Origin of the sequence: Sinomonas sp. P47F7 (genome assembly GCF_049332655.1) — a bacterium.
GTDB lineage: Bacteria > Actinomycetota > Actinomycetes > Actinomycetales > Micrococcaceae > Sinomonas.
This window is the reverse complement of sequence record NZ_CP186327.1, coordinates 2,572,057-2,596,853: the sequence shown is the minus strand read 5'-3', so window position 1 is coordinate 2,596,853 and position 24,797 is coordinate 2,572,057. Positions and strand designations below refer to the sequence as shown.

17 protein-coding genes are annotated in these 24,797 nt (G+C 67.5%); 15 read left to right on the top strand and 2 right to left on the bottom strand.

All coding sequences use genetic code 11. The features are described from left to right. The first annotated feature begins 101 nt into the window (after positions 1 to 101). The 11 genes from ACOKR1_RS12080 (at position 102) to ACOKR1_RS12030 (ending at position 14,559) form a co-directional block, all read left to right on the top strand. Positions 102 to 1,601, top strand: coding sequence for an ATP/GTP-binding protein (locus ACOKR1_RS12080; protein ID WP_422933302.1), 1,500 nt, complete (start codon positions 102 to 104; stop codon positions 1,599 to 1,601). 601 nt (positions 1,602 to 2,202) lie between these two features. Then, positions 2,203 to 3,249 carry an IS110 family transposase gene (locus ACOKR1_RS12075; RefSeq protein ID WP_422933301.1) on the top strand — a complete coding sequence of 349 codons (1,047 nt, stop codon included), beginning with the start codon at positions 2,203 to 2,205 and terminating at the stop codon, positions 3,247 to 3,249. 62 nt (positions 3,250 to 3,311) lie between these two features. Then, positions 3,312 to 4,538 carry an IS256 family transposase gene (locus ACOKR1_RS12070; RefSeq protein WP_422933300.1) on the top strand — a complete coding sequence of 409 codons (1,227 nt, stop codon included), beginning with the start codon at positions 3,312 to 3,314 and terminating at the stop codon, positions 4,536 to 4,538. A 332-nt stretch (positions 4,539 to 4,870) separates the two neighbouring features. Further along, entirely contained in the window at positions 4,871 to 5,941 is a 1,071-nt protein-coding gene (locus ACOKR1_RS12065) for an IS110 family transposase (protein WP_422933299.1), read from the top strand. 98 nt (positions 5,942 to 6,039) lie between these two features. Then, complete coding sequence (locus tag ACOKR1_RS12060) at positions 6,040 to 7,050, top strand: LacI family DNA-binding transcriptional regulator (protein ID WP_422933298.1); 1,011 nt, start codon at positions 6,040 to 6,042, stop codon at positions 7,048 to 7,050. Between the two features lie 108 nt (positions 7,051 to 7,158). Next, positions 7,159 to 9,333: a glycoside hydrolase family 36 protein gene (locus ACOKR1_RS12055; RefSeq protein ID WP_422933297.1), complete on the top strand. Its 2,175-nt coding sequence runs from the start codon at positions 7,159 to 7,161 to the stop codon at positions 9,331 to 9,333. A 53-nt stretch (positions 9,334 to 9,386) separates the two neighbouring features. Then, positions 9,387 to 10,757: an ABC transporter substrate-binding protein gene (locus ACOKR1_RS12050; protein ID WP_422933296.1), complete on the top strand. Its 1,371-nt coding sequence runs from the start codon at positions 9,387 to 9,389 to the stop codon at positions 10,755 to 10,757. Between the two features lie 5 nt (positions 10,758 to 10,762). Continuing rightward, positions 10,763 to 11,695, top strand: coding sequence for a carbohydrate ABC transporter permease (locus ACOKR1_RS12045; protein WP_422933295.1), 933 nt, complete (start codon positions 10,763 to 10,765; stop codon positions 11,693 to 11,695). Beyond that, positions 11,692 to 12,531: a carbohydrate ABC transporter permease gene (locus ACOKR1_RS12040; protein WP_422933294.1), complete on the top strand. Its 840-nt coding sequence runs from the start codon at positions 11,692 to 11,694 to the stop codon at positions 12,529 to 12,531. Before ACOKR1_RS12045 ends, ACOKR1_RS12040 begins: the two co-directional genes overlap by 4 nt. A 4-nt stretch (positions 12,532 to 12,535) precedes the next feature. Then, entirely contained in the window at positions 12,536 to 14,206 is a 1,671-nt protein-coding gene (locus ACOKR1_RS12035; protein WP_422933293.1) for a hypothetical protein, read from the top strand. Positions 14,207 to 14,298: 92 nt separating this feature from the next. Further along, positions 14,299 to 14,559 (top strand): ArsR/SmtB family transcription factor, encoded by a 261-nt coding sequence (locus tag ACOKR1_RS12030; RefSeq protein ID WP_422933292.1) that lies wholly within the window; start codon positions 14,299 to 14,301, stop codon positions 14,557 to 14,559. Here the strand turns inward: ACOKR1_RS12030 and ACOKR1_RS12025 are convergent. Next, complete coding sequence (locus tag ACOKR1_RS12025; RefSeq protein ID WP_422933291.1) at positions 14,545 to 16,107, bottom strand: family 43 glycosylhydrolase; 1,563 nt, start codon at positions 16,105 to 16,107, stop codon at positions 14,545 to 14,547. The genes ACOKR1_RS12030 and ACOKR1_RS12025 overlap by 15 nt on opposite strands. A 72-nt stretch (positions 16,108 to 16,179) precedes the next feature. Next, on the bottom strand, positions 16,180 to 16,836 hold the full coding sequence (locus ACOKR1_RS12020) for a TetR/AcrR family transcriptional regulator (RefSeq protein WP_422933290.1): 657 nt from the start codon (positions 16,834 to 16,836) through the stop codon (positions 16,180 to 16,182). Positions 16,837 to 17,083: 247 nt separating this feature from the next. On the opposite strand from ACOKR1_RS12020, the gene ACOKR1_RS12015 reads away from it, so the two are divergent. The 4 genes from ACOKR1_RS12015 to ACOKR1_RS12000 all read left to right on the top strand — a co-directional run bounded on the left by ACOKR1_RS12015 (position 17,084) and on the right by ACOKR1_RS12000 (position 24,733). Continuing rightward, positions 17,084 to 18,298, top strand: coding sequence for a family 1 glycosylhydrolase (locus ACOKR1_RS12015; RefSeq protein WP_422933289.1), 1,215 nt, complete (start codon positions 17,084 to 17,086; stop codon positions 18,296 to 18,298). After that, positions 18,295 to 21,318, top strand: coding sequence for a glycoside hydrolase family 2 TIM barrel-domain containing protein (locus tag ACOKR1_RS12010; RefSeq protein WP_422933288.1), 3,024 nt, complete (start codon positions 18,295 to 18,297; stop codon positions 21,316 to 21,318). Before ACOKR1_RS12015 ends, ACOKR1_RS12010 begins: the two co-directional genes overlap by 4 nt. 78 nt (positions 21,319 to 21,396) lie before the next feature. Beyond that, the gene (uidA, locus tag ACOKR1_RS12005; protein WP_422933287.1) at positions 21,397 to 23,232 is read left to right on the top strand and encodes a beta-glucuronidase; all 1,836 of its coding nucleotides are present in this window, start codon (positions 21,397 to 21,399) and stop codon (positions 23,230 to 23,232) included. A gap of 127 nt (positions 23,233 to 23,359) precedes the next feature. Continuing rightward, positions 23,360 to 24,733: an MFS transporter gene (locus tag ACOKR1_RS12000; protein WP_422933286.1), complete on the top strand. Its 1,374-nt coding sequence runs from the start codon at positions 23,360 to 23,362 to the stop codon at positions 24,731 to 24,733. Positions 24,734 to 24,797: the final 64 nt, after the last annotated feature.

Here is a 24,797-nt window from a genome sequence, read left to right as displayed (position 1 = left end):
CGACGACGGCGAGATCCGGGGAGGCTTTCGAGGCCGCCGACGCCGAGACCGCGACTCGGCGCAGGTGGTCCCTGATCCCCGCAAAGAGGATGCCGCGTTCCGTGGCCCGGGCCGAGAAGGCGCGGAAGCGGGCGGAGGCGGTGCGTTGGGCCGCAGGCGAGCGGGCGCGCCATTCTGGCCGGCCGCAGCTCGGCGTCGAGACGGAACCGGGGACGAAGTGGTTCCATCACCGGCCTTGGAAGTTCGCCTCGCAGCTCGGGTTCTATGATCCCGCCGCGCCCGGGATCCTAACCTCGACCCGGCAGATGGAGTTCTCCGACATGGCGGTGGCCGCCCCGCCGACCTCGCACAAGGGACTCATCTTCGGCATTGACGCGGACTCCGGGTGGTTCCTCATCCATGACGTTTTCGAAGGCTACGGGGAGACTCTGGAGTCCCCGAACGTGGTCTACATCGGCGACCTCGGCCAGGGAAAGAGCTCCGCCATGAAGACCTGGGGCGTGCTGCGCCAGCTCATCCTCGGCCGGCGCATCGTCGTGATCGACAAGAAGTACCAGATCGACCGCCGCGGCGGCGAGTACACACCGTTGGCGCAGGCGCTCGACGTGGCGCCGATCCGCTTCCGGATTGGTGGGGGCGGGGCGAGGATCAACCTCCTCGACCCGCGCATCGCCACCCGCCTCGACGAGGATCTCGACGGCCCGCCCGGAGAGGGCGACGGCGCGGGGTTCGAAACCCCGGCCGGGCAGTCGATGCTGCTGCGTGCGGTGACCGAGGAGGCCCTGGGCAGGAAGCTGACCCCGCGTGAGGGCAAGGCCCTACGCATGGCCCACCGGCAGGCCCTGGAGACGGGACGGCACGAAGGACGCGTAGCAGACATCCGAGACGTCCTCGCCGCGCTCTATCGTCCCGACGTGGGGACCGCTGGCGCTGCCGGGCTTACCCGCGAGGAACTGAAGGAGTGGGGCCGTGACCCTGCCTTTGAGCTCGAGCGGATGATCGAGGATGACCTCGCGGGCCTGATCGACGGCCCTACAAGTGACGAGATTCAGCTCAATGCCGGCCTAACCGTCTTTGACGTCTCCCTCCTGCCGGAAGAAGGGCCGGCGCTGCCGATCGTCATGACCATCGTCAGTACTTGGCTGGCGAACACCCTCTATCGGCAGGCGGACCCCGTCCCGACGACGCTGCTGATCGAAGAGGCTTGGCACACGGTCCAGGGCTCGGTGGCGACCGTGACCCGGCGCAACACCAAGCTTTCCCGCGCGCTCTCCCTCTCGTGCCAGTTCGCCTTCCACCACATTTCGGACATCCCGGCCGACAGCCCGGCGATCGCGATGATCAAGGAATGCGGCACAGCCTTGGTCTACAAGCAGTCAAAGAGCGACGACGCCAAGGCCTGCGAACGGCTCTTCAGCCTCCCGCTCGGGTCCGCCGCGGAGATCACCGCACTCCCCAAGGCCCACTGCCTCTTCAAGATCGGCTCGGCCGACCCGGTGGTCGCGATCCACCTCCGCAGCCGGCTCGAAGCCGAGCTGACCAACACCGACCGAGCCATGAAGTCCCGCGCCACCACCCACCTGACGGAAGGGCCAGCATGAGCAACCGGGTCTCAGCAAACAAGATCATCAAGTGGGTACTCGGTGTGCCGGTTCGGTAGCTTCTAACCGCGGCGGGGAGACGGAGGCATGTGACGACAGGCCCGAGACGGAGTCGAGCCCTTCATGTCGCGCCAACTCTAGAGCTGCAACGCAACCGCTGCAGAAGACCCTTAGAAGACCCTAACGCCACATGCAGGGCCGCTCACGTGTGATGTTGCATTAGGGTGCACCGGGACTGTAAGAAAAACGGTGTGAACGGCGTGGCCTGACCGAAAGGAAGGGCAATGACCGAGACCGCCGAGATGATCGATCTCTAATTGGGGTGGCTGGTCTGGGACTGGCTGGCAGACTGGCGTCCGGTTCCAGCTGACGTGACTCTTGATCGATCTGGCTGCGTTCGCCATTCGGAGGCATGCCTTGCACAGGACTCGTCCGTCAGCAGGGCCGGCGTCGGTCTGGCCTGTTCCGATGGCTTGATAGAAGGTCGCCCGCGTTCCTGCGTTCGGGACCGCGTGGCTCGTTAGAGATGTGCCTCGTGACAGCTCCTCTTCCAGACCGACGCCGCACGGCAGTATCCCTCGGAACGGAAGGAGCCGCCGCGGTGACTATCGTGGCAGAGCAGTACCGACATGTCATCGGTGTGGACACCCACGCCCGCACACACACCTTTGCGATCCTCGACTGCAGCACGGGCCGCACCGCCGGCTCTGCGACATTCCCTACGACCCCCGCGGGGCTGGCCCGGGCTGCGGCCTGGATCCAACGTCGCACCACAGGGAAGGCGCTGGCAGCAATCGAGGGCACCGGTTCCTACGGGGCCAATCTCGCCCGCCACCTTCAGTCGGAGGGGATTGCGGTCTGCGATGTCCAGCCACCCAAGCGACCTTCACGTGCCGGCAAGGGAAAATCGGACGAGATTGACGCGGTTGCGGCGGCTCGCACAGCCCTCGCATCCGATATGGGCGAGCTGGCAGCACCGAGGGCAGACGGGATCCGTTCGGCACTGCGGGTACTCCTTGTCGCTCGTCGGGCGATCGACACGCGCAGGACCGCCGACCGGAACGCGCTCACCGCGCTGCTGCGCAGCTTTGACCTCGGACTCGACGCCCGCAAGCCCCTGACCGACGCCCAGGTGCGCGCTGTGGCCGCATGGCGGGCACGCCCAACCGACGACGCTCCGACACAAACAATCCGGGATGAGGCCCGCAGGCTCGCGGCCTCAGTCCTCGAGCTAACGCGCCAGATTCAGGCCAACTACTCGGCCTTGGCCAAGCATGTGAGCGACCTCGCTCCGGGCCTGACCGACGCCCACGGAGTCGGCCCTGTCACTGCGGCGTCCGTGCTTGTTTCGTATTCGCACAAGGGCAGAATCCGTTCCGAGGCCGCGTTCGCCACGATGGCCGGGGCTGCGCCTTTGCAGGCCTCAAGCGGCAACACCGTCCGTCATCGGCTCAACCGCAGCGGCGACCGACAGCTGAACTACGCCCTCGAAGTGATCGCCCGCGTCCGAATGTCGAACCACACCGCTACCCGCGCATACGTCGAGCGCCGGGTCGCCGAAGGCAGGACACGTCGCGAGATCCGCCGATGCCTCAAGCGCTACATAGCCCGCCAGCTCTTCCGCAGCCTCAACCGCATCATGGCCTAACCACTCCGGCCCGAGCCAATCCAGGCCGCCTCGGACTTGACCCCAAGGTATAGAAGGGTCCCGTGACGGGAGAGATCATCGATCAGAAGGAGCTCGCGGAGTCGCTGCTGGAGCAGGCGCGCGAGCAGGGCGTGAGCCTGGTGGGCCCGGGCGGGCTGCTGGCCGGGCTGACCAAGAGCGTGCTGGAGACCGCGCTCGAAGCCGAGATCACGGAGCACCTCGGCCACGAGAGGCACGGGCCCGCCGAGGGCACGAACGTGAGAAACGGGACACGTTCGAAGACCGTGCTCACCGAGGTCGGGCCGGTCCAGATCGAGGTTCCCCGCGACCGGGAGGGCACGTTCGAGCCGCAGATCGTCAAGAAGCGCAAACGACGCCTGGACGGGATCGACGAGATCGTCCTGTCCCTCAGCGCCCGTGGCCTGACCACCGGGGAGATCGCCGCGCACTTCGAGGAGGTCTACGGCGCCGCGGTCTCCAAGGACACCATCTCGAGGATCACCGAGAAGGTCGCCGGGGAGATGGCCGAGTGGTCGAACCGGCCGCTGGACCGCGTCTACCCAGTGGTGTTCATCGACGCGATCCACGTCAAGGTCCGCGACGGGCAGGTGCGCAACAAACCCTTCTACGTCGTCCTGGGCGTGACGCTGAATGGCGAACGCGACATCCTCGGGATCTGGGCCGGGGACGGCGGGGAGGGCGCCAAGTTCTGGCTCGGGGTTCTGACCGAGATCAAGAACCGCGGCGTGGAGGACGTTTGCATCGCCGTCTGCGACGGGCTCAAGGGCCTCCCGGATGCGATCACCGCCGTCTGGGAGCAGGCCACCGTCCAGACCTGCATCATCCACCTGATCCGCAACACCTTCCGCTACGCCTCGCGCCAGCGATGGGACGAGCTCGCCAAGGACCTCAAGCCCGTCTACACCGCCCCGACCGAGACCGCAGCACGGGAGCGCTTCGGGGAGTTCGAGGCAAAGTGGGGCACCGAATACCCTGCGATCGCCCGGCTCTGGCGAAGCGCCTGGGCGGAGTTCGCCCCGTTCCTGGACTGGGACGCGGAGATCAGGACGGTAATCTGCTCGACCAACGCGATCGAGTCCCTCAACGCCCGCTACCGCCGCGCGGTCAGGGCAAGAGGCCACTTCCCCAACGACGCCGCCGCGCTGAAGTGCCTGTACCTCGTCACCCGGTCCCTTGACCCGACCGGACGAGGCAGGGCACGCTGGGCCACACGGTGGAAGCCGGCACTGAATGCCTTCGCGATCGCCTTCGAAGGCCGCATCAACTAACCATGGGCCAAGCCGAACCCACCGTTATTCGGACTGTGAGTCTTAGTACGGCTGATCTGGGATCGGCTGGCAGGGTAGGCGTTGGCCGTTCTGCCCTCGGCCGTGACCCGTTTATCGGATGGCCCGCGAGGTGCCTTTGGACTGACCTGTCCGGCCGGGGGTAGAGCGACCGGCGTCGTCCCGGCCCACTCCGATGGCCTGATTAGAAGCCTGCCCGACCCTCAGGGAGTCGTGGCCCATCACAGTCCTGCCCCGAAGTGACTTCCTGTCCCGGACAGACGCCGGCCGCTGGGCGGCCGACCCTGTTCCGCTGAAGGAAGGACCCGCCCGCGTTGGCCATTGTCGCTCATTCCCACCCATTCGTCATCGGCGTGGACGCCCACGCCCGAACGCACACCTACGCGATCCGTGACTCCTCTACCGGGGAGCTTCTGGTCTGCGAGCAGTTCCCGACAACCCCCAAGGGCCTCGCCCGTGCGATCGCGTGGGCTGCCCGGCGCACGGCCGCCGACGCTGGCACGCTCTGGGTCATCGAAGGCATCGGCACCTACGGGGCCCGGCTCGCCGCCGGCGTTGTCGCCGCAGGCTACGAAGTGGCTGAGGCCCCGAGGATGAACGCCCGAAGCCGCCGCGGCATCGGAAAGTCGGACCCTATCGACGCTGGCGCGATCGCCGCAGCAGTGCTGCCTCTCGACACCTCGAGGCTACGCCGTCCCCGGGCGGACGAAGGCGCCCGGGCCGGTCTGAGGGTGCTCTCCACCGCCCGGGACCAGCTGTCCCAGGAGCGCACGATGAACGTGAACGCGCTCACCGCGCTGCTGCGCGTCCACGGGCTTGGCACCGACGCCCGGAAGCCGCTGGGGGCCTCGCAGGTTCGTGAAGTGTCACGCTGGCGCGATCGGGAGGAGGCCCTGGCCTTGCGGATCGCCCGTGATGAGGCGGTGCGCCTTGCCAAGCGGATCCTCGAGCTCGAGGAGGCACTGAAAGCCAACGAGGCCCGCATGACCGAACTCATCCGCGCGACTCCCGCCGCGCCCCTGCTGGAGGAAACCGGAATAGGGCCGGTCACCGCCGCCATCATCATCACGGCGTGGTCCCACCTCGGCCGTGTCCGAGACGAGGCCGCGTTCGCGTCCCTCGCGGGCGTCAGCCCGATACCGGCATCTTCGGGGAACACCGTCCGACACCGACTCAACCGCGGCGGCGACCGACGCCTTAACCGCGCGCTCCACACAGTGACCATGGTGAGGATGAACCATCACCCCGACACACGGGCCTACGTCGAACGACGCATCGCCGAAGGACGCTCCACACGTGAGATTCGCCGATGCTTGAAGCGATACCTGGCGCGACATCTGTACCGGAGGCTCAACGCCCTCCACGCAGCACCGGAGGCGGCTTGACAGCTATAGAAGCGTCAGTCCCTTCGAGGACTGCCTCCCGGCTGCCGAGCAGGAGGCACCATGCAGTCGAAGGGCCTATTGTTCAATTGGTGTCCCTGATGAACAGACCTCCGACGATCGTTGACGTGGCTCGGGCGGCCCGGGTGTCCGTGCCGACGGTCAGCCGTGTGCTCACTGGATCGGTTCCCGTCCGGCCCGAGACCCGGGACAGGGTGCTGGCGGCGATCGCGGAGCTTGGATACCGCCCGAACGGAGCGGCTCGGGCGCTGGTGCAGGGGCGGCAGCCCATTGTGGGGATCATCACCCGTGACCCCTCCGCGTACGGCAGGGCGCGGATGGTGCTGAACATCGAGGAGCGGGCAAGGCAGAGCGGCTTTGTGGTGGCGATAGCCGTCCTGGACCCGACTGACACGGCGAGCACAGATTCGGCGCTCGATGTCCTGCTCGCCCAGCCGATCGCGGGAGTGATCGTCCTGGACTACAACCTGTACGACTCCAAGAAGCTCCACGCCAGGCTGGGGGCTGTCCCAGTGGCGACGGTGACGAACGGCGGCGATATAGGCATCGACGTCCCCCATGTGCTGGTGGATGACCGGGCGGCGGCGCGTGAGGTCACGCGGCATCTCCTCGGCCTCGGACACGCCACGGTTCACCACGTTGCAGTCCCTGGAGCGCGGGGTGAGCCGCATGCGCGCGAGCTCGGCTGGAGGGAGGCCCTCCGGGAGGCTGGCGCCCCCGAACCGCCGACCGTCATGTCGGACTGGTCGATCGAGTCTGGCCGGAAGGCGGGTCTTCGGCTGGCCGCCGATCCGTCGGTTACCGCGGTCTTCTGCAGCAACGACGAACTGGCCTTCCCTGTGATGCGCGCCCTGCACGAGGCCGGCAGGCGGGTACCCGACGACGTCAGCGTCGCCGGCATCGACGACGAGCCCTTGGCTGGCTCGTACATTCCGAGCCTGACCACCTATCGTTTGGACTTCGACTGGGCCGGCCTGGCCGCGTTCGAGCTCCTGGCCCACCCGAATAGGGCAGATCTGCGGGTCGGCATCGCGCGTCACGGGCTGGTCTTGCGCGAGAGCACCGCCCCTCCTCCCCACACATCGAACTGACCCCTTGCGGACGTCCATGTCCTGACATACAGTGGTCTCCATCACTTTTGATCATCGTTTTCATGCAAAGTAATGATCAACGTTTTCACGACGCGAGGGAGCATCGTCTTGGAGAGCAGCCAATGGGGCGGGGAGGGCTGCGCGGGCGCCGTCGTGGACGCCGGGGACAAGGTGGCTTCGCACCATCGGTGGACGGCGGGGCGGCTGAGCCTGGTGTTCAGCGCCGAGGAGGGACGCCCGGTCGTCCTGTGCGGGCTTGGCACCGACCAGGAGCCCGCTGAGCCGGCGGCGTCCACGCAGCCGCTGGTCGAGCTCATGCTCACCGGCGAAGGGCGGGCCCGGAACAACACGCGGTTCACCAACACGGGTGCGGGTTCGCGCCTTCGCTACGCCGGCCACGTCGCGCACAGCCTCTCCGATGAGGAGTGGCTCGAGATTGTCCAGACGGACGATGCCACCGGCCTGCGGGTCGTCACCGCGTTCCGTGCCTCTCCCGAGGTCCAGGGAGCGCGCATCACCACCACGGTGCACAACGACGGCGCGCTCCCGGTGGTGCTGGAGGCCGTTTCCTCCGCCGCGGTCGGCGCCCTCGTGCGTGCGGGCGAATCGACCGAGGACCTCGTCCTGCACTGGGGCACCGGGGAGCAGCTGGCGGAGAACAGGTGGACGGCCCAGCCGCTGTGGAGCCAGACCGGGCTCGGGGACTTCAACTCCGCGCTGATGAACCAGCCCGGCCGCGGGTCCTTCGCGGCCGTCGGGACCTCGACCTGGTCCACCGCACGCGCCCTGCCGACGGGCGCCCTCGTCAACTCCGGCACGGGGCGGGCGCTGGCCTGGCAGGTCGAGCACAACGGGGGCTGGCGCTGGGAGGTCGACAACGTGCGCGTGGGCGAGGACTCCGCTGCGCTGGTGCTGCTGGGCCCGGAGGACCTCGACCACCACTGGTCCCAGGAGCTCGCGCCCGGGGCGAGCTTCACGACCGTCCCGGTCTCAATCGCGGTCGCGGACGGCGGCTTCGAAGCCGCCGTGGCCGAGCTGACCCTTCATCGCCGCTGGCTGCGCCGCGCACGCACCGCGGACCGGGGCTCGCTGCTGGTCTTCAACGACTACATGAACACGCTCAACGGGAACCCGACCACCGAACGGCTCCTTCCCCTGATCGAGCACGCCGCCCGCGCCGGGGCCGAGTGCTTCTGCATCGACGCCGGCTGGTACGACGACACCGCCGGGGACTGGTGGCCCACCGTCGGCGAATGGATCCCCTCCATCCGCCGCTTCCCCGACGGCGGCCTCGCGAGGGTCGTCCAGGCCATCCGCGGGCAGGGCATGAAGGTCGGCCTGTGGCTCGAACCCGAAGTCGTCGGCGTCCACAGCCCCGTCACAGCCCGGCTGCCCGACGAGGCGTTCCTGCAGCGTCACGGCCGCAGGGTCACTGAGCACGAACGCTTCTTCCTCGACCTGCGCAGCCCGCACGCACGCGCCCACCTGGACGCTGCCTTCGACCGGCTCATCGCCGACTTCGGCGTCGGTTTCTTCAAGCTCGACTACAACGTCACCCCAGGGCCGGGCACGGACGCGGGGGCGTTCTCCGTCGGCGCCGGTCTACTTGGGCACAACCGGGCCCACCTCGAGTGGTTCGCCGGCCTGCGCCGCCGCCACCCGGAAGTCGTGTTCGAGAACTGCAGCTCCGGCGGCATGCGCGCCGACTTCGCGATGCTCGAGCTGTTCGACTTCCAGTCCACCTCCGACCAGGAGGACTTCCGCCTCTACCCGGCCATCGCTGCCGGCGCACCGATTCAGATGCTCCCTGAGCAGGCCGGGAACTGGGCCTATCCCCAGGCTTGGATGAGCCAGGAGGAGATCGCCTACACCATGGCCACCGGCCTGAGCGGACGCCTCTACCTCTCCGGGTTCCTGAACCGTATGGACCCGGACCAGCTCGAACTCGTGCACACCGCCACGGCCCTGTTCAAACAAGTCCGCGACGACATCGCCCAGTCGGTGCCAAGCTGGCCCGCGGGCATGCCCCAGTGGTACGGCGATAGCCTCGCGCTCCAGCTCGGCGCCCGCGGACGGACGCTGCTCTACGCCTGGCACCGAGGCACCGACGACGACGAGATCGCCCTCCGACTCCCGCGCGGGGTCCGCGCCCAGCACCTCGCCGAGGTCTACCCCCAGAGGCTTTCGTCGTGGGAGTTGGCCGACGCCCCCGACGGCAGCGTCGTCCTCCGCCCCGGAATCGACGGGCCCTCCGCACGCATCTTCGAGATCCAAACCCCCTGAAAGCCCCATCCCCGGGGCAGAGCACACAGCACCAACAACAAGTGAGGAAAGCAATGAAACTCAACGATGAGAACAGCCTGCTTGGCCGCGGCATCCGGCCCCGCGCCAAAGCGCCCGCCGAGCCAGCCCGCAAGGACCAGAGCAGGCGCGTGAAGTCCGCGGCCAAGGCGCTGGCGGTGGCGACGGCGGTCGGCTCGATGGTCGCGATGAGCGGCTGCGCGGTCGGGAACTCGTCCAGCGGGGGTTCCGGACAGATCACCATCAACGGCACCGCCTGGTCCGACTGGACCTACGTGTTCGACGCGGCCAAGCAGTTCCACAAGGACCACCCGAACATCACCGTGAACATCACCGCCATCCCGAACTCGAGCTACTTCACCAAGATCCCCCAGCTCTTCCAGTCCAGCGGCGGCCCCGACTTCAGCACCATCGCGCTCGACCAGTCGAACTACCCGCAGTACCTCAAGGACGGGATCCTCGCCCCGCTGGACGACGTCTGGCAGAACTCCGGCCTCGACGCCAACGCCTACGACAACGTCAAGTCCACCTACACAGCCGCGGACGGGCACAAGTACGCGATCTCGGCCGGCGCCACGGTCGTGCCGATCGTGTACTACAACAAGGACCTGCTCAAGAAGGCCGGAATCCAGGACCCGCCGAACACCGGGATGAGCATGTCGGACTTCTTCTCGATGGTCGGCAAGCTCCAGTCGGCCGGCTACAGCCAGCCCATGTCCGTCGGCCTCGGCGACCCGACCGAGCCCCTCCGCCTCTTCTCCTCCTACGCGTCGAACACGTGCGGGGAGGCCTGGACCAAGGGCCTGCAGGGAAGCTCCCCGACCTCAAAGTGGACCGACTCGTGCGCGGTCCAGGCCTTCCAGGTCGCGAAGGACTTCGTGTCCCACAACGTCCTCGCAGGTGGCACCGGCGCGGCGAGCACCACGTCGGCCTCGGCGAGCGCGGCGTTCGAGGCAGGCAAGTCCCCGATGTACATGGACGGGACCTGGGCCACCTCCGCGATCGAGAAGGCGATGCCCGGAGACCAGGTCGGCTGGTTCCTGCCCCCGTCGGCATCGAGCACCCCGACGAAGATGACGTTCTCCACGACCGACGCGTTCGTGGTCAACAAGAACTCGAAGAACGCCGACGCGGCTAAGCAGTTCCTCCAGTACCTGGCCCAGGACCAGGGCATGTGGCAGCACGGCCTCCCGCCCCGCTCTGACTTCGCACCCGGCTCCTCCGTGGACCCGATCTCGGCCTCACTGGCCAAGAACATCTCCAGCACCGGCACGTGGGTCGACCTCTCCCAGGAGATGAGCGCCGACACCGAGACCGCATTCATCGGCGCGATGAGCGGGGTCGTGATCGGCAAGTACACCCCCGAACAGGCCGCGGCGCTCGTCGCGGGCTCAGCAGGCAAGTGAGCACCATGACCGCAACCGCGACAGCAACCGAAAGGTCGAGTCGCCGCGGCGCAGGGCCCTCCACGTCCCGGAGGGCCCTGCCCCGGGGGCCGGTGTACCTCGGACCGGCGATCGTCCTCACGGCGCTCCTCTTCGCCTACCCGGCCGTCTCGACCCTCTACACGTCGTTCTTCGACACCACCGGCGCCGGGTCGAGCGCCACCTTCGTCGGGTTTGCGAACTACATCCAGCTCTTCGGGGACCCCACGTTCTGGCAGGACCTGGTCAACACGGCGGTGTTCGCGCTGATCTTCGTCGTCGGAACCGTCGGCCTCGGCGCGCTCATCGCCCTCGCCCTGTACGCCCGGATCCCCGGGCACTCGGTCTGGCGGTTCGTCATCCTCGCCCCCTCCTTCCTCCCGCTGGCGTTCATCGGCGTCGTGTGGCAGATCGGGCTCGACCCGACGGTCGGCTGGGTGACGGCCATCCTCAAGGCGATCAACCCGGCCCTGGCGCAGCCATGGCTGTCCGACCAGGCCGCCGTGATGCCCGTCATCGCCGTCGTCTCGGTGGTCCAGGGCGTGGGCTGGCCGATGGCGATCATCTGGACCGGCCTCCAGGACATCCCCGGCGAGGTCGTCGAGGCCGCGGTGGTCGACGGGGCCGGGCCGATCCAGCGGGCCAGGTTCGTCCTCATGCCTGCCGTGAGGGACACCGTCGCGACCGTCACCGTGCTGCAGATCATCTTCGCCCTCAAGGTCTTCGACATGCCGTGGGTGATGACCGGCGGCGGGCCCTCGCACTCGTCCGAGTCCCTGACCATCTTCGTGTACACCCAGGCGTTCACGAATCTCAATTTCGGCTATGCATGCGCCGCCTCCGTCGTCTCATGCATCCTGATCGTCGGCGCGACGCTCGGATACGTCGTCCTGTCACGCCGGAGGGGAGCGCTCCGATGAAACGCACACTGACGCCCGGAACAGTCGTCGTCACGGTGCTGGTCGGCCTCTGGGCGGTGCTGGCGGCGATCCCGGTCGTGATCGCCGTCCTCTCGTCCTTCAAGTCGCAGGCCGACATCATCACCGACCCGCTCTCCCTGCCGCTCCGCCCGACCCTCGACGGCTACGTCCAGGCGATCGCCGGCACGCTCGGCGGCCAGCCGATGACCCAATACCTGCTCAACAGCGCCACCGCCACCGGCGTGGGGCTCGTGCTCGGAATGTTCTGCGCGATCCTGGCCGGCTACCACCTCTCACGCGTGAAGAGCGTCGGTGCCGGCATCTCCAGCGGCTACTTCCTGATCCTCCTGACCCTGCCGCCCGTGGTGACGTTCGTCCCGCTCTTCACCCTCACCGGCACCCTCGGGATCCGCGACTCCCCGTGGGGCCTCGGACTGGTCTACGCCGCGGCGAACCTGCCCCTCGGCGCGGTCCTGATGCGCTCGTTCTTCCTCACCTTCCCCGGCGAGCTCATCGAGGCGGCCCGGATCGACGGGGCAAGCGAGAAGCGCATCTTCGGATCCATCGTGCTGCCCCTCATGCGGGGGGCCATCGGAACGGTGGCCCTGCTGACCGGGATCACCATGTGGAACGAGCTCGCCCTCGCCGTCGTGCTGCTGAACAACTCGGACTCCTACACAGTCCCCGTAGGCCTGTCGCTGTTCAGGTCGCAGTTCCAGGTCAACTTCAGCGCACAGTTCGCCGGACTCGTCATCGCGGCGGCCCCCGTCCTCATCGCCTACGCGATCTTCAACAAGCAGTTCATCGAGGGCCTCCGGGCCGGCGCGGTCAAGTGATCACGTGACCCGGACCGGACTGGATACGGCCGCCGTCGGCTCGTCCGTGGACATGCCCGACCCGGACATCATCCTCGCCCAGGCTGATCCCTATGGAGCGTTCTCCCGTCCAGATGAGGTCGGTGTCGCGGTCTCGACTCTGCACGAAGGGCGCGCACTGAGGGTCGACGTCGGGGCCCTCCGAGGAGTCACCCGGGTCGTCCTCCGCTGGCACCGGCGCATCGTCGGAGACACCCTGGTACTCGGTGACGCGTGGGAACGCAGCTACGGGGACCTTCAATGGCAGACGATGCGACCAGAGAGGCCGCTCCCGTGGACCTTCCTCGTGCACGAGCGTTCGGCGAACTCCACATGGGGTGCCGGGGTCGAGGTCCGAGGCGGGGCGCTCGCGTTCTGGACCGTCGATCCGCACGGCTTCTCCCTCTGGCTCGACGTGCGCAGTGGAGACGCCCCCGTCGAGCCGGGCGACCGCAGCATCCACGCCGCGACCGTCCACGCCGTCTTTGGCACCGAGCGTCCGTACGCCGTCCAGTGCCAGCTTGCCTCCCTCATGTGCTCCGACCCGCTCCTGCCGGAGGCCCCCGTAGCCGGCGCGAACAACTTCTACTACGCCTACGGAAAAGGCTTCGACGCCGCGGCGGTTGTCCGCGACGCCCGGATCATCTCGGAGCTGGCCGGCCACCACCCCGTGCGCCCGTTCGGGGTTGTCGACGACGGGTGGTCGGCCGACGGAACCGCCGACGGCCACCCGTCATCCTCCGGCCCGTGGAACCGCCCCCGCACACCCCAGTTCGGCCTCATGTCCGAACTCGCCGATGCGGTGCGCGCCGAAGGCGCCCGGCCGGGAATCTGGTACCGACCGCTGTTGACGAAGTCGCCTCCGGCGGAGGGCCTGCGCCGCGCCGTGGACGGGGCGTACTCGCTGGACATCACCCATCCCCGGTCCCTGCGGACCGTGGCGGAGGACATCGCCCGGCTTGTCGGCTGGGGGTTCGAGCTGGTCAAGCACGACTTCTCCACGTGGGACATGTTCGGCAGGTGGGGGTCGGCCATGGGGGCCTCCGTCACTGGGCGCTCCTGGCAGCCGGCCAACGAACCCTACGCCGGCTCGTCCTGGGCTCCCTATGACCGGAGCATGACGAATGCGGAGGCCATCGTGCGCTTCTACCGGACCATAAGGGAATCGGCCGGCGACGCCCTCATCATCGGATGCAACGTCATCGGTCACCTCGCCGCCGGGCTCACGCACGTCCAGAGGATCGGGGACGACACCTCGGGTCTGGTCTGGGAGCGGACGAGGAGAGTCGGGGTGAACACGCTGGCGTTCCGCCTCGCACAGCACGGCCGGCTCTTCGTGGCAGACGCCGACTGCGTACCCAGCACGCACCACACCGGCTGGGAGAAGAACCGACAGTTCCTCGACCTGGTCGCACGCTCCGGGACCGCCCTGTTCGTCTCTGTCGACCCCTCGACCAGGACATCGCAGGTCGACGAGGATCTCGCCCGCGCCCTCAAGCTCGCCCTCGACGGAGGAGCCCCGGGCGGCGTCGAACCGATCGACTGGCTGCACACCACCACCCCCGAGCGCTGGAGGAGCGGAGGACAGGAACTCGTCTACGACTGGCTGGATCCGGCCGGGGCCGACCCGTTCGAGTGGGCAGAGAACAATCGCTGACCTCCGCCTCGAACCGAGAACGGGAGAACCATGTCCGAGGGTTTTGGCTTCGCCGCTTCGTCCAAGTTCCGTGCCGTCGGCTGGGAGGCCCCATGATGCCCGATCTCCACCGCCTCATGGTCTCGAACCCCGGGAGACGCCGCGTTCTGGAAGTGCTTCTCGAGCGACCAGCACAATCAGGCACGATCGCCCACCGGCTGCACGTGAGCGCGGCCACGGTCTCCAACCATCTCGCTGGGCTGCGCGCACTCGGGCTCGTGAATTCAGTCGTGGACGGGCGGAGGCGGACCTACTCACTCCGCGAGGGAGTCGCTGACCTCGTCAGAAACGAGGCCCAATCAGGACGCGGGTGAAGGAGCCTCCAACGACTGCAGCGGGGTGTAGTTCATCGAGCGCATCTTGAGGGTTCCTTCGCCGGCCGCGAAGAATGCCGGGCGCAGGCTGAGGTATTTGCCGGCGACGTTGTGGTGGTAGCCGCTGACCTCGTAGGAGCGGTGGAGGGTCCACGTCATGCCGTCGCTGCTGTAGTAGAAGCTGCCGACCTGCCCCCGGTTGACCAGACGGAGGTGCAAGGTTCGCCCGATCGCCGGAGTCGGCGCCTCATAGGGGTTTTCCGCGGCGAGATGGTACGAGCGGATCCTCTCCTGGTCGGACGCAATCCCGCAGAAGAACTCTTCGTTGTAGAACAGGATCAGCCCTCCGGTCACCGGGCCGACGAGTTCCAGTTCCACTGAGACTTCATAGGCGGTGTCGCCGGTGTTGATCACAAGCGGCGAGGCGTCCTGGGGGCTTCCGCCCTGCCCTTGCAGCGTGACGGACTCCCCGTCGAACCGAATCCGGTCCAGATAGCCGCGGCCGGGCTTGAAGAAGGTCATGCGTGGGCCGAACCAGCGCTCGTCGATTGGCCCCGACCCCGGGAGCCCGCCGTCGGACCGTGGACCGTTCGGTGCGTGGAGCGGTTCGGAGAGGTCTCCGCCCGTGGCAAGTGGCCACCCATCGGCTGTCCATTCCATCGGCTCCAGCAAGGGCTGCCTGCCCAGGGCGCGGAAGCCGTTCTTGTAGCCGTGGTAGATCATCCACCATGCGCCGGAGGAATCTTCCAATGGCGTGCCATGCCCACGGGACCACCATGGTTCCGCGGCCGAGCGTGTTCGGATGATCGGGTTGTGGGGGCAGTTCTCCCAGGGGCCGCTGATCGAGCGTGAGCGCGCCACGACCACCATGTGGCTGGTCGGGGGGCCCGCCGTGCCTCCTTCGGCTGAGAACATGTAGAACCAGCCGTCGCGGCGGATGATCTTGGCACCTTCGAGGGCAAATGTCTCGACCTCCCAGTCGGCGGGATAGTCCCAGCCGTCGTAGAGCCTTTCGTCCGGGCCGACCCTCGAGAGCCCGTCATCGGCGAGGGGAATCAGCGTTCCATCGCTGACATACAGGTAGCGCTTGCCGTCTTCGCCGACGGCGTGGCCGGGGTCGATCGCGTTGTGGATGCCGAGGTCGATCGGTTCGCTCCAAGGGCCTTCGATCTGGTCGGCGTGGACGACATAGGTCGCGATGGGCGGGCGAGGGGCACCATCGGGGGCCGGCATCTGCGGGACGGCCCGCACCGCTGCGTAGATGTAGAAGCGCCCCTCGTGCTTGACGATCTCGGGTGCGTAGACGGAGCCCAAGGGAACCGTGAGGGCCGGTCCGATCGGCGACCAGGTCACCAGATCAGTCGAGCGCCACACGACGAGGCCGGGGTAGTAGACGAAGGAGGACGCAACCAAGTAGTACGCGTCACCGTCCCGGAGGACGCTGGGGTCGGGATAATCGCCTGCAATGATCGGATTCGAATAGAAGCCGTCGCGAGGGTCGGCGGCCCGCGCGGCATCCGAAAGCGTGAACTGGTGAGCGTGGTTCATTGTTCTCCATAGGGGTTGAATCGCGCCGCGGATGACTGCTCAGGCGGGTTGTCAGAGGCAAGTCGGGACTGGTCAGATTCGGGTGAGGAGGTCGCCGATCAGCTTCCTGGCCTCCATGGTCGGTTGGCCGGTGAGCCGGCGGAACGCCAGGGCTACCTCCTGGGCGAGGTCGAATGTGGGGTCCACGAGCCACTGTCCCTGGAGGCCGTTCCATGCGCCCATCATCTGGCGGGCGGCCGAGTGCGGGTCGATGTCCGGGTGGGCGAGGCCTTCGGCCTGGCGACGTTCGACGATACTGGCGAACTCGTTTACCGCGCGTTCATTGTGGCGCTTCATGTAATCGTGTGCGGGGTGTTCAGGGTTCGCGGCCTCTGCGCCCAACGCCATGAACAGCCGGATTGTGGCTTGGTCCTGCATGGCCATTTCTGCGAGTCTGGCCGGAATCCAGCCCACGTCGCTCAAGCTCGTGCCATCGGCAAGGACTTCCGCGGTCAGGGTCTTGCCACCCTCCTCGTCGGCCAACTCCATGGCCGCCACGAACAGGTGGTCGCGTGTCGGGAAGTGGTAGAGCATCGAGGCTTCGCTGATCTTTGCCCGTGCGGCCACCTCTGCTGTGGTCAGAGCCTTGTGACCGCTCTCTCGGACGATGCTCAACGCTGCCTTCGCCACCACGGCCCGCCGTGCTGCCGTCTTAGCGTAGGGCCCCCGGGTCCGTGTCGCTTCCTGCATGCATCCCAGCATAATCCCAATATCGAGTACTTGACCAGATTCGCCTGCTTTGAGCGCGACAAACTTACGTGACCTCCGGGTGTTGACAGAACGAAAATTCGGCATCACTATGAATTCAATCTCCCGCACCGCCGCCCTCGAAGCCGATGGGCGGACGGCCACCGCCACAGCACACGTGGACTTGACCCACGGAGGCAGCTCCGCACGCTGCGCGTGTTCACTTCACGCCACGGACACTCGAGGACCGATGACCAGAACCTTCCCCGCCGGCTTCCTGTGGGGTGCATCGACAGCACCCCACCAGATCGAGGGCAACAACACGAACAGCGACTTCTGGGCCAATGAAGGCCGCATGCCAGGCATGGACTTCAGCGGCGACGCCGTCGACAGCTACCACCGCTTCGAAGAGGACATGGAACTCCTTGCCGAGGCGGGCCTCAACGCGTACCGGTTCGGAATCGAGTGGGCTCGCATCGAGCCGCGGCCCGGCCAGATCTCCAAGGCCGAGCTCGCGCACTACCGGAGGATGATCGACGCAGCCTGGCGCCACGGACTCACGCCAGTCGTGACCCTGCACCACTTCACCAACCCGAAGTGGTTCGCCGACGAGGGCGGCTGGCTCGGCGGCACAGCCGTCCGCCGATTCCACGCCTACGTCGATGCGGCGACCCAGATCCTGGAAGGCGTCCCGTGGGTCTGCACCATCAACGAGCCGAACATGCTCGCGATGATGACCTCGATGTCCCGCACCGCCGCCGATCCGGACGCCGGGGAAGCTTGGCAGAGCCCCACGGTCGAGGACAGCCCTCGTCCCCAGCTGCCAGCCCCCGACCCCGAGATCGGACGAATCCTCATCGAAGCCCATCACGCTGTCCGCGACCTCGTACGCCAACGCACGGGTGCCGCCGTCGGCTGGACCGTGGCCAACCGCGCCTTCCAAGCCCGTCCCGGCAGCGAGGAGAAAATGAAGGAACTCGGGTACATCTGGGAGGACCTGTACCTGGAGGGCGCCCGAGGAGACGACTTCATCGGCGTCCAGTCCTATTCCAGCCAGTGGGTGAGCGAGAGCGGCGTCGAGCCGCACCCACCGCACCCGGACAACACACTCACCGGCAACGCCTACCGCCCGGACGCTCTTGGCATCGCTGTCCGCCACACGTGGGAAGTCACCGGAGGCGTTCAGATCCTCGTCACCGAGAACGGCATCGCCACGTCCGACGACGCGCGGCGCATCGCCTACATCGACGAGGCCCTCGACCACCTGGCTGAGGCCATCGCCGACGGCATCGATGTGCGCGGCTACCTCCACTGGAGCGCCCTCGACAACTACGAGTGGGGCCACTGGGGACCCACCTTCGGGCTAATCGCAGTGGAGCGTGAAACGTTCCAGCGCAGGCCTAAGCCCAGCCTCGCATGGCTCGGCGGCACGGCCCGCACTAACGGGGCGGGAGCAGCCCGGTGAACGAGCACGCGCACGGCCCCGTCGACACTGCCGGCTTCACGTCGGTGAACCGGCTCCCCATCCACGCAGTCCGCAGGCCAGCGGACATTTCACTGGACGGTGAGTGGGACTTCCAGCTCCTCCCATCGCCGTCCGCGGTGCCCGCGGGCCGATGGCAGACGGTGCAGGTGCCCTCACTATGGACCATGAGCTCACAGGCCGACCGGCCGTTCTACACCAACGTCCCCATGCCCTTCGACGAGGTCCCGCCAGCCGTGCCCGCCGACAACCCGGTCGGTGTCTACCGGCGCGTCGTCGACATCCAGCCTCAGGGCCGCGGTCGCGTGATCCTGCACGTTGGGGCAGCCGAAGGACGGCTCTCGGTGGCTGTAAACGGGCGAGCGGTCGGCACGAGCACCGACTCCCACCTCGAGGCGGAGTTCGACATCACCTCGGCGGTTGGCACCGGCCTGAACACTATCCAGCTGACAGTGGCCAAGTGGTCCGCCGTGAGCTACCTCGAGGACCAGGACCAGTGGTGGCAGTCCGGACTGAGCCGCTCGGTGTGGATCTCCTTCGTGCCCGAGGTCCGGATCGCCGACGTCGTCGCTAAGGCCGACTACGACCATCTTGCACGCGCCGGCAGTCTGCGCCTCGAGGTTCAGACAGAAGGTCTCGCGCACCGTCGAGAGAGCGGTCACCGGGTCATCGTCGAAGTGCTCAGAGGATTCCACGACCTCCAGGTTGCGCCCCGTATCGCCGCGCCGACCCTGCCCAAGCCGTCGCGGCAGCGCGACGAGCGGCCCCCGCAGATGCTGCCCGATGACTTCATGGATCTCCTGAGCATCCGCGCCGCTAGCGCCCCGGTCCCGCCCGAGTTCCGTGCCATCCCGGACATGGCCGGCATGGCGATGGCCGCGTCGGCACCCGCCGGCACCGCGACCCTCGAGCTCTCCGGCCTTGACGTGCAGCCGTGGTCCGCCGAGCGTCCGCACCTGTACGACGTGGCCGTCCAGCTGCTCGGCCCCGGAAACCGCATCGTCGATACGGTTTCGGTCCGAGTCGGGTTCCGCACGGTCAAAGTCGAGGGCCGTGACCTCCTGGTGAACGGCAAACGTGTGCTCATCCAGGGCGTAGCGCGCCACGACGTCGACCCGCGGACGGGCCGAGTGATCACGGGGGAACGGATGCTCGAAGAGCTTTCCCTCCTCAAGCGCTTCAACGTGAACGCGATCCGGACCGCTCACTACCCCAACGATCCCGCGTTCCTTGACCTCTGCGACGAGCTCGGCTTCTATGTCGTCGACGAGGCCGACGTCGAGGGCCACGCCTTCGCGTCAACGATCGCCGACGACCCGTCCTACCTGATGCCAATCATCGAGCGGGTCGCGCGGATGGTCCTCCGTGACCGCAACCACCCGTGCGTGATTGCCTGGTCGCTGGGCAACGAGACCGGCTTCGGTGCGGCGCATGATGCGGCCGCCGCCTGGGTTCGGCGCTTCGACTCGTCCCGCCCCGTGCACTACGAGGGGGCCATCGCGACGGATTGGCACGGCGGCCATGGCGCGTCAGATCTCGTCTGCCCGATGTACCCGTCGTTCGCGGCCCTCGAGGGCTACTCGGCTGACCCGCGCTCGAATCGGCCTCTGATCCTGTGCGAGTACGCCTATTCGCAGGGGAACTCGACGGGTGGGCTGGCCGAGTACTGGCGCCTCTTCGAGTCGCTGCCAGCGCTCCAGGGCGGCTTCATCTGGGAGTTCACCGACCATGCCCTCGATCCGGACGGCGACGGGCGCTACCGGTACGGCGGAGACTTCGGCGACGCCACCCACAACGGGGCCACGATGCTCAACGGAATCGCCTTCGCGGATGCGACACCGAAGCCGGCGCTTTTCGAGGCCCGTGGGCTGTTCAGCCCAGTCAGGATCGTCTCCGACGCGAATGACGCGCGGCGCGGACGGCTCCGGGTGCGCAGCCGCCGGAACTTCGCCGACCTCTCGGACCTCGCCTTCGAACTCCACGTCGAGAGCCGCACGGGCTGCGGTGCGGCCGTGCCCGTCGACCTCGCCGACGTCCAGCCCGGCACCGAACTCGAGATCGAACTGCCCGATGCCATTCTGAATGAGCTGCGCCGCGAGGGGGCGCTCGCCATCTCACTCACGGTCCGCACCGCGCGGCCGGCAAGCTGGGCTCCGGCCGGCACTGAGCTCGCCGTGCACCAGGTGGTGCTGCCACGCACGTGGCTGCCGCTGGCAGCGTCCGAGGAAGTTGTCCCGCCGACGCTCGCGGAGGAGGGATCGGTGGAGCACCCGCTCCTCGTGGCGCCGCCGCGGCTGTCGCTCTGGCGCGCCCTGACGGACAACGACGGATCGTTCGCGCTGGACCAGCGTTTCGTCCGCTCGGGGTTTTTCGCACTGGAACCTATCAAGGTCCGCATCGAGGACGAGCCGAGCGCAGTCCTCGTGTCGACCTGGTATCGAGCGGCCTTCGGCGACGAAATCGAACACCGACGGAGGATCAGCCGCCACGGTGACACGTTCCGCTTCGAAGAACACGTCGAGCTCCCCGGCGGAACCCGGGATGGGCTGCGGGTCGGCGTCGAGTTCGAACTCGACGGGCAGTTCGACACCGCGTCCTGGGTCGGACTCGGTCCTTGGGAGAACTACCCCGACCGGAACACCTCGGCTCTGCTCGGCCGATGGACGATACCGATCGACGACCTCGCCGTACCGTATGTCATCCCGCAGGAGAACGGCACCCGTGGGGGCGTCGACACCCTGGAACTCAACGGACCAAGCGGGGTGGCGACCATCAGATCGGCCGATCCACTCCACATCAACGTCGGCCGCCACACCGTCCAGGAGCTCGAAGACGCCGCCCACTGGTGGGAGCTGCCCGCGAGCACGAGAACGATCGTCCATCTCGACATCGCACACCGCGGCGTCGGCACCGGACTGCTTGGCCCGGACACACGCCCTCAGCACCGTCTCTTCGGTGCTCACTACACGTGGACCTGGGAGCTGAACCTTGAGGCCCGCTAGCGGAGCGTGCCGGACCATCCTGCAGGCACTCCCAAGCAATCACTTCACACGCGACCTCAACCGGCAGGAGAAACTTCAATGCTGAAGCCTAGGGCGACCGCCCACCGAGAACTCGTCAGCCTCGACGGACTCTGGCGCTTTGCGGTCGACGGCACCGTCGGAGACCGGCCGTGGGCTGCGCCGATTGCCACGACCCTCGAAGCGGCGGTCCCAGCCAGCTACAACGACCTGTTCGTCGACCCCGCCATCCGCGACCACGTCGGCGTCGTCTGGTACCAGCGGACCGTGCGCGTTCCGCGGGGCTGGGCGGGGGAGCGGATCGTCCTGCGCGTCGACGCGGCGACCCACGCAGGCGCCGTGTACGTGGACGAACGCCTCGTCGGCGAGCACATCGGCGGGTACACCCCATTCGAGATCGACCTGACCGGCATCGTCGAGCCCGGCTCCGCCTTCCGGCTCACCATCAGCGTCGACAACCGGCTGACCAACGTCACGATCCCGCCCGGGACCGTGACGGTCGGGCCCGACGGCCGTGCGACCCAGAAGTACCTCCACGACTTCTACAACTATGCGGGGCTGGCCCGGTCCGTCTGGCTCTACAGCACGCCGCAGTCCTACGTGCGGGACATCACGGTCACCACCGGCCTCGACGTCGGGACGGGCCTCGTCGAGTACCGCGTCGACGTCGATGGGAAGGGCGACGTCAGCGTGCGCCTCCTTGACCACGACGGCGCCGACGTCGCCGCCGGGGCAGGAGCGTCGGGTGTTGTCCGCATTGCGCAACCGACCCTATGGCAGCCCGGGGCCGGGTACCTCTACGACCTCGAGGTCTTGCTGACCGAAGGCGGCACGCTGGTCGACAGCTACACCCTCCCGGTGGGCATCCGCACCGTCGAGGTCGTCGGCGACCGGTTTCTGATCAACGGCGAGCCGTTCTACTTCACCGGCTTCGGCAAGCACGAGGACACCGCAGTGCGCGGCAAGGGGCACGACGACGCCTACCTGGTCCACGACTTCCAGCTGATGGAATGGATCGGCGCCAATTCCCTCCGCACCTCCCACTACCCGTACGCAGAGGAGGTGCTGGAGTTCGCGGACCGGCACGGCATCGTCATCATCGACGAGACCGCGGCCGTCGGCCTCAACCTCGCCGTCGAAGCCGGCCTGACCGGTGCCGCGCCCAGGCCGACGTTCTCGCCCGAGACCCTGAACGACCAGACCCAGGCCGCCCACGCCCAGCACATCCGTGAGCTCGTGGCGCGGGACAAGAACCACCCCAGCGTGGTGATGTGGTGCGTCGCGAACGAGCCGTCGTCGAACGAGGACGGGGCGCGCGAGTACTTCGAACCCCTCATCTCGCTCACCCGCGAACTCGACCCCACGCGCCCGGTCACAATCGCCAACGTGATGTTCGCATCCGCGGAGACAGACCTTGTCTCCGACCTGCTCGATGTGATCTGCCTCAACCGCTACTACGGCTGGTACGTCGCCACCGGCGACCTCGCCACCGCGGAGCGGTACCTCGAGAGCGACCTGCTGGCCTGGAGTGCGAAGTACGGCAAGCCGATCATGATGACCGAGTACGGCGCCGACACCCTTCCAGGGCTGCACTCAGTCTGGGACGCCCCTTGGACGGAGGAATACCAGAGGGACTACCTCGAGATGAACCACCGCGTCTTCGACCGCATCCCGGCCTTCGTCGGCGAGCAGGTATGGAACTTCGCCGACTTCCAGACATCGCACGGCATCCACCGCGTCGACGGGAACAGGAAGGGCGTCTTCACCCGCGACCGCAAGCCGAAGGCCGCGGCCTTCGCGCTCCGGGAGCGATGGAGGACGTGGGGCGGACGCAAGCCTCACACGGTGACGCACGACGACGAAGTCCTCCTGTCGCTGTCCGGCATCGACGCGTAGGAAGACAGACAGCGACGACCACGACCCGAATCCTCCAGCACACCATCCCTCACAGAAGGTTCCGCCGACCATGATGCGCTGGCGCAGACACGGCGGCCCCACAGACCGAGACAAAGGAGTCACCCACATGTCCCCCAACGAACCCGCACACGTCGCCCCCGAGGAGCAGTTGGCCGCCGTAGCGAGCATCACCACTGCGCAACCGGCGGAGCCAGTCGGCGCGCAGACCGATCCGCTTGAGAGCTCCACTGTCTTCGGCGAACCGACGACCAAGGTCAGCAAGGCCTACATCTTCTGGATGATCCTGGCCAACTTCGGTGCCTCACTGGCCTACATTGTCCCGCTGGCCTTCTCGCTCTCCATCCGCGTAAACCAGCTGGCACCCGGACACCAGGAAGTGCTTGGCTACGTCGCCGGCACGGCGCAGCTGCTCTACGTCCTCTCAAGCCCGCTCATCGGTGTGTGGAGCGACCGGTTCAGGTCAAGGCTCGGCCGACGGCGGCCCTTCGTCATCGGCGGAGCGCTCCTTGGTCTTGCGGCTCTGCTGGTCATGGCGCTTGCCCCGAACGTCGTCGTCCTCGCGCTGGGCTGGGCGCTGGCCATCCTCGGGTTCGGGACCGTCCAGGCCGCCATCGGGAATCTGCAGGCCGACCGGCTGCCTGAGGAACAGCGCGGCAAGGTGTCCGGGCTCACCGGGCTCAGCGGCCAGATCGCGCCGATTCTCGGGGTGACCATCGCGTCGGCGTTCGTGGGCAACGCCCTGCTCCTGTTCCTCATCCCGGGCGTGATCGGTGCCTTCCTCGTGCTGCCCTTCATCTTCCGGGCGAAGGAGCCCGACTCCCGCAGGCTCGAGCTTCCTGCCGACCGCTTGTCCGCCAAGAGCGTTCTGGCCAGCTATGTGTTCGACCCGCGCAAGGCGCCCGACTTCGCATGGAACTGGCTCGGACGGTTCGTCTTCTTCCTCGGCCTCTACGCGAACACGACCTTTTCCGCATTCTTCTACTCGCAGCGCCTCAGCACGCCAGTCGAGAAGGTCGGCCAGCTCGTGGCCGTCATCGGCCTCATCGGCCTGGTCGCGGCCATGCTCGGCAGCATCGGTGCCGGCTTCCTCTCTGACAGGTTCCGTCGGCGGAAGCTGTTCACCATGATCGGTGTCAGCCTCTTCACCGTCGGCGCGATCGTCGAAGCGTTCGCATACTCCCTGCCCGTGCTGGTCGCCGGCTCTCTTCTCATGAACCTCGCGATCGCCGCGTTCAGCGCAGTCGACCAGGCGATCGTGATCGCAGTGCTCCCGAACCGCGCCGAAGCCGGCCGCTACATGGCGGTCGTCGCCTTCGCCCAGAAGATTCCGAGCGGTATTGCGCCGCTCCTGGCACCCCTCGTGATCGGAATCGGCAGCATCGGCGGCGAGAAGAACTACACACTCCTGTACCTCATCGGCGGCGCGTTGGCGTTCATCGGCGGCCTGATCATCCTGACCCGCGTGAAGTCGGTCCGGTAGCCGGTCAACGTCTGGGCCCGCGGGGATGACACGCGTGGGCCCAGCGCGCCGACGCCACGGAATG

What these genes read in the sequence shown, in the direction of transcription:
- ACOKR1_RS12060 (WP_422933298.1), top strand. Translation starts at nt 6,040, where the DNA reads ATGAACAGACCTCCGACGATCGTTGACGTGGCTCGGGCGGCCCGGGTG.
- ACOKR1_RS12050 (WP_422933296.1), top strand. Translation starts at nt 9,387, where the DNA reads ATGAAACTCAACGATGAGAACAGCCTGCTTGGCCGCGGCATCCGGCCC.
- ACOKR1_RS12045 (WP_422933295.1), top strand. Translation starts at nt 10,763, where the DNA reads ATGACCGCAACCGCGACAGCAACCGAAAGGTCGAGTCGCCGCGGCGCA.
- ACOKR1_RS12040 (WP_422933294.1), top strand. Translation starts at nt 11,692, where the DNA reads ATGAAACGCACACTGACGCCCGGAACAGTCGTCGTCACGGTGCTGGTC.
- ACOKR1_RS12030 (WP_422933292.1), top strand. Translation starts at nt 14,299, where the DNA reads ATGATGCCCGATCTCCACCGCCTCATGGTCTCGAACCCCGGGAGACGC.
- ACOKR1_RS12025 (WP_422933291.1), bottom strand. Translation starts at nt 16,107, where the DNA reads ATGAACCACGCTCACCAGTTCACGCTTTCGGATGCCGCGCGGGCCGCC.
- ACOKR1_RS12020 (WP_422933290.1), bottom strand. Translation starts at nt 16,836, where the DNA reads ATGCAGGAAGCGACACGGACCCGGGGGCCCTACGCTAAGACGGCAGCA.
- ACOKR1_RS12015 (WP_422933289.1), top strand. Translation starts at nt 17,084, where the DNA reads ATGACCAGAACCTTCCCCGCCGGCTTCCTGTGGGGTGCATCGACAGCA.
- uidA (WP_422933287.1), top strand. Translation starts at nt 21,397, where the DNA reads ATGCTGAAGCCTAGGGCGACCGCCCACCGAGAACTCGTCAGCCTCGAC.
- ACOKR1_RS12000 (WP_422933286.1), top strand. Translation starts at nt 23,360, where the DNA reads ATGTCCCCCAACGAACCCGCACACGTCGCCCCCGAGGAGCAGTTGGCC.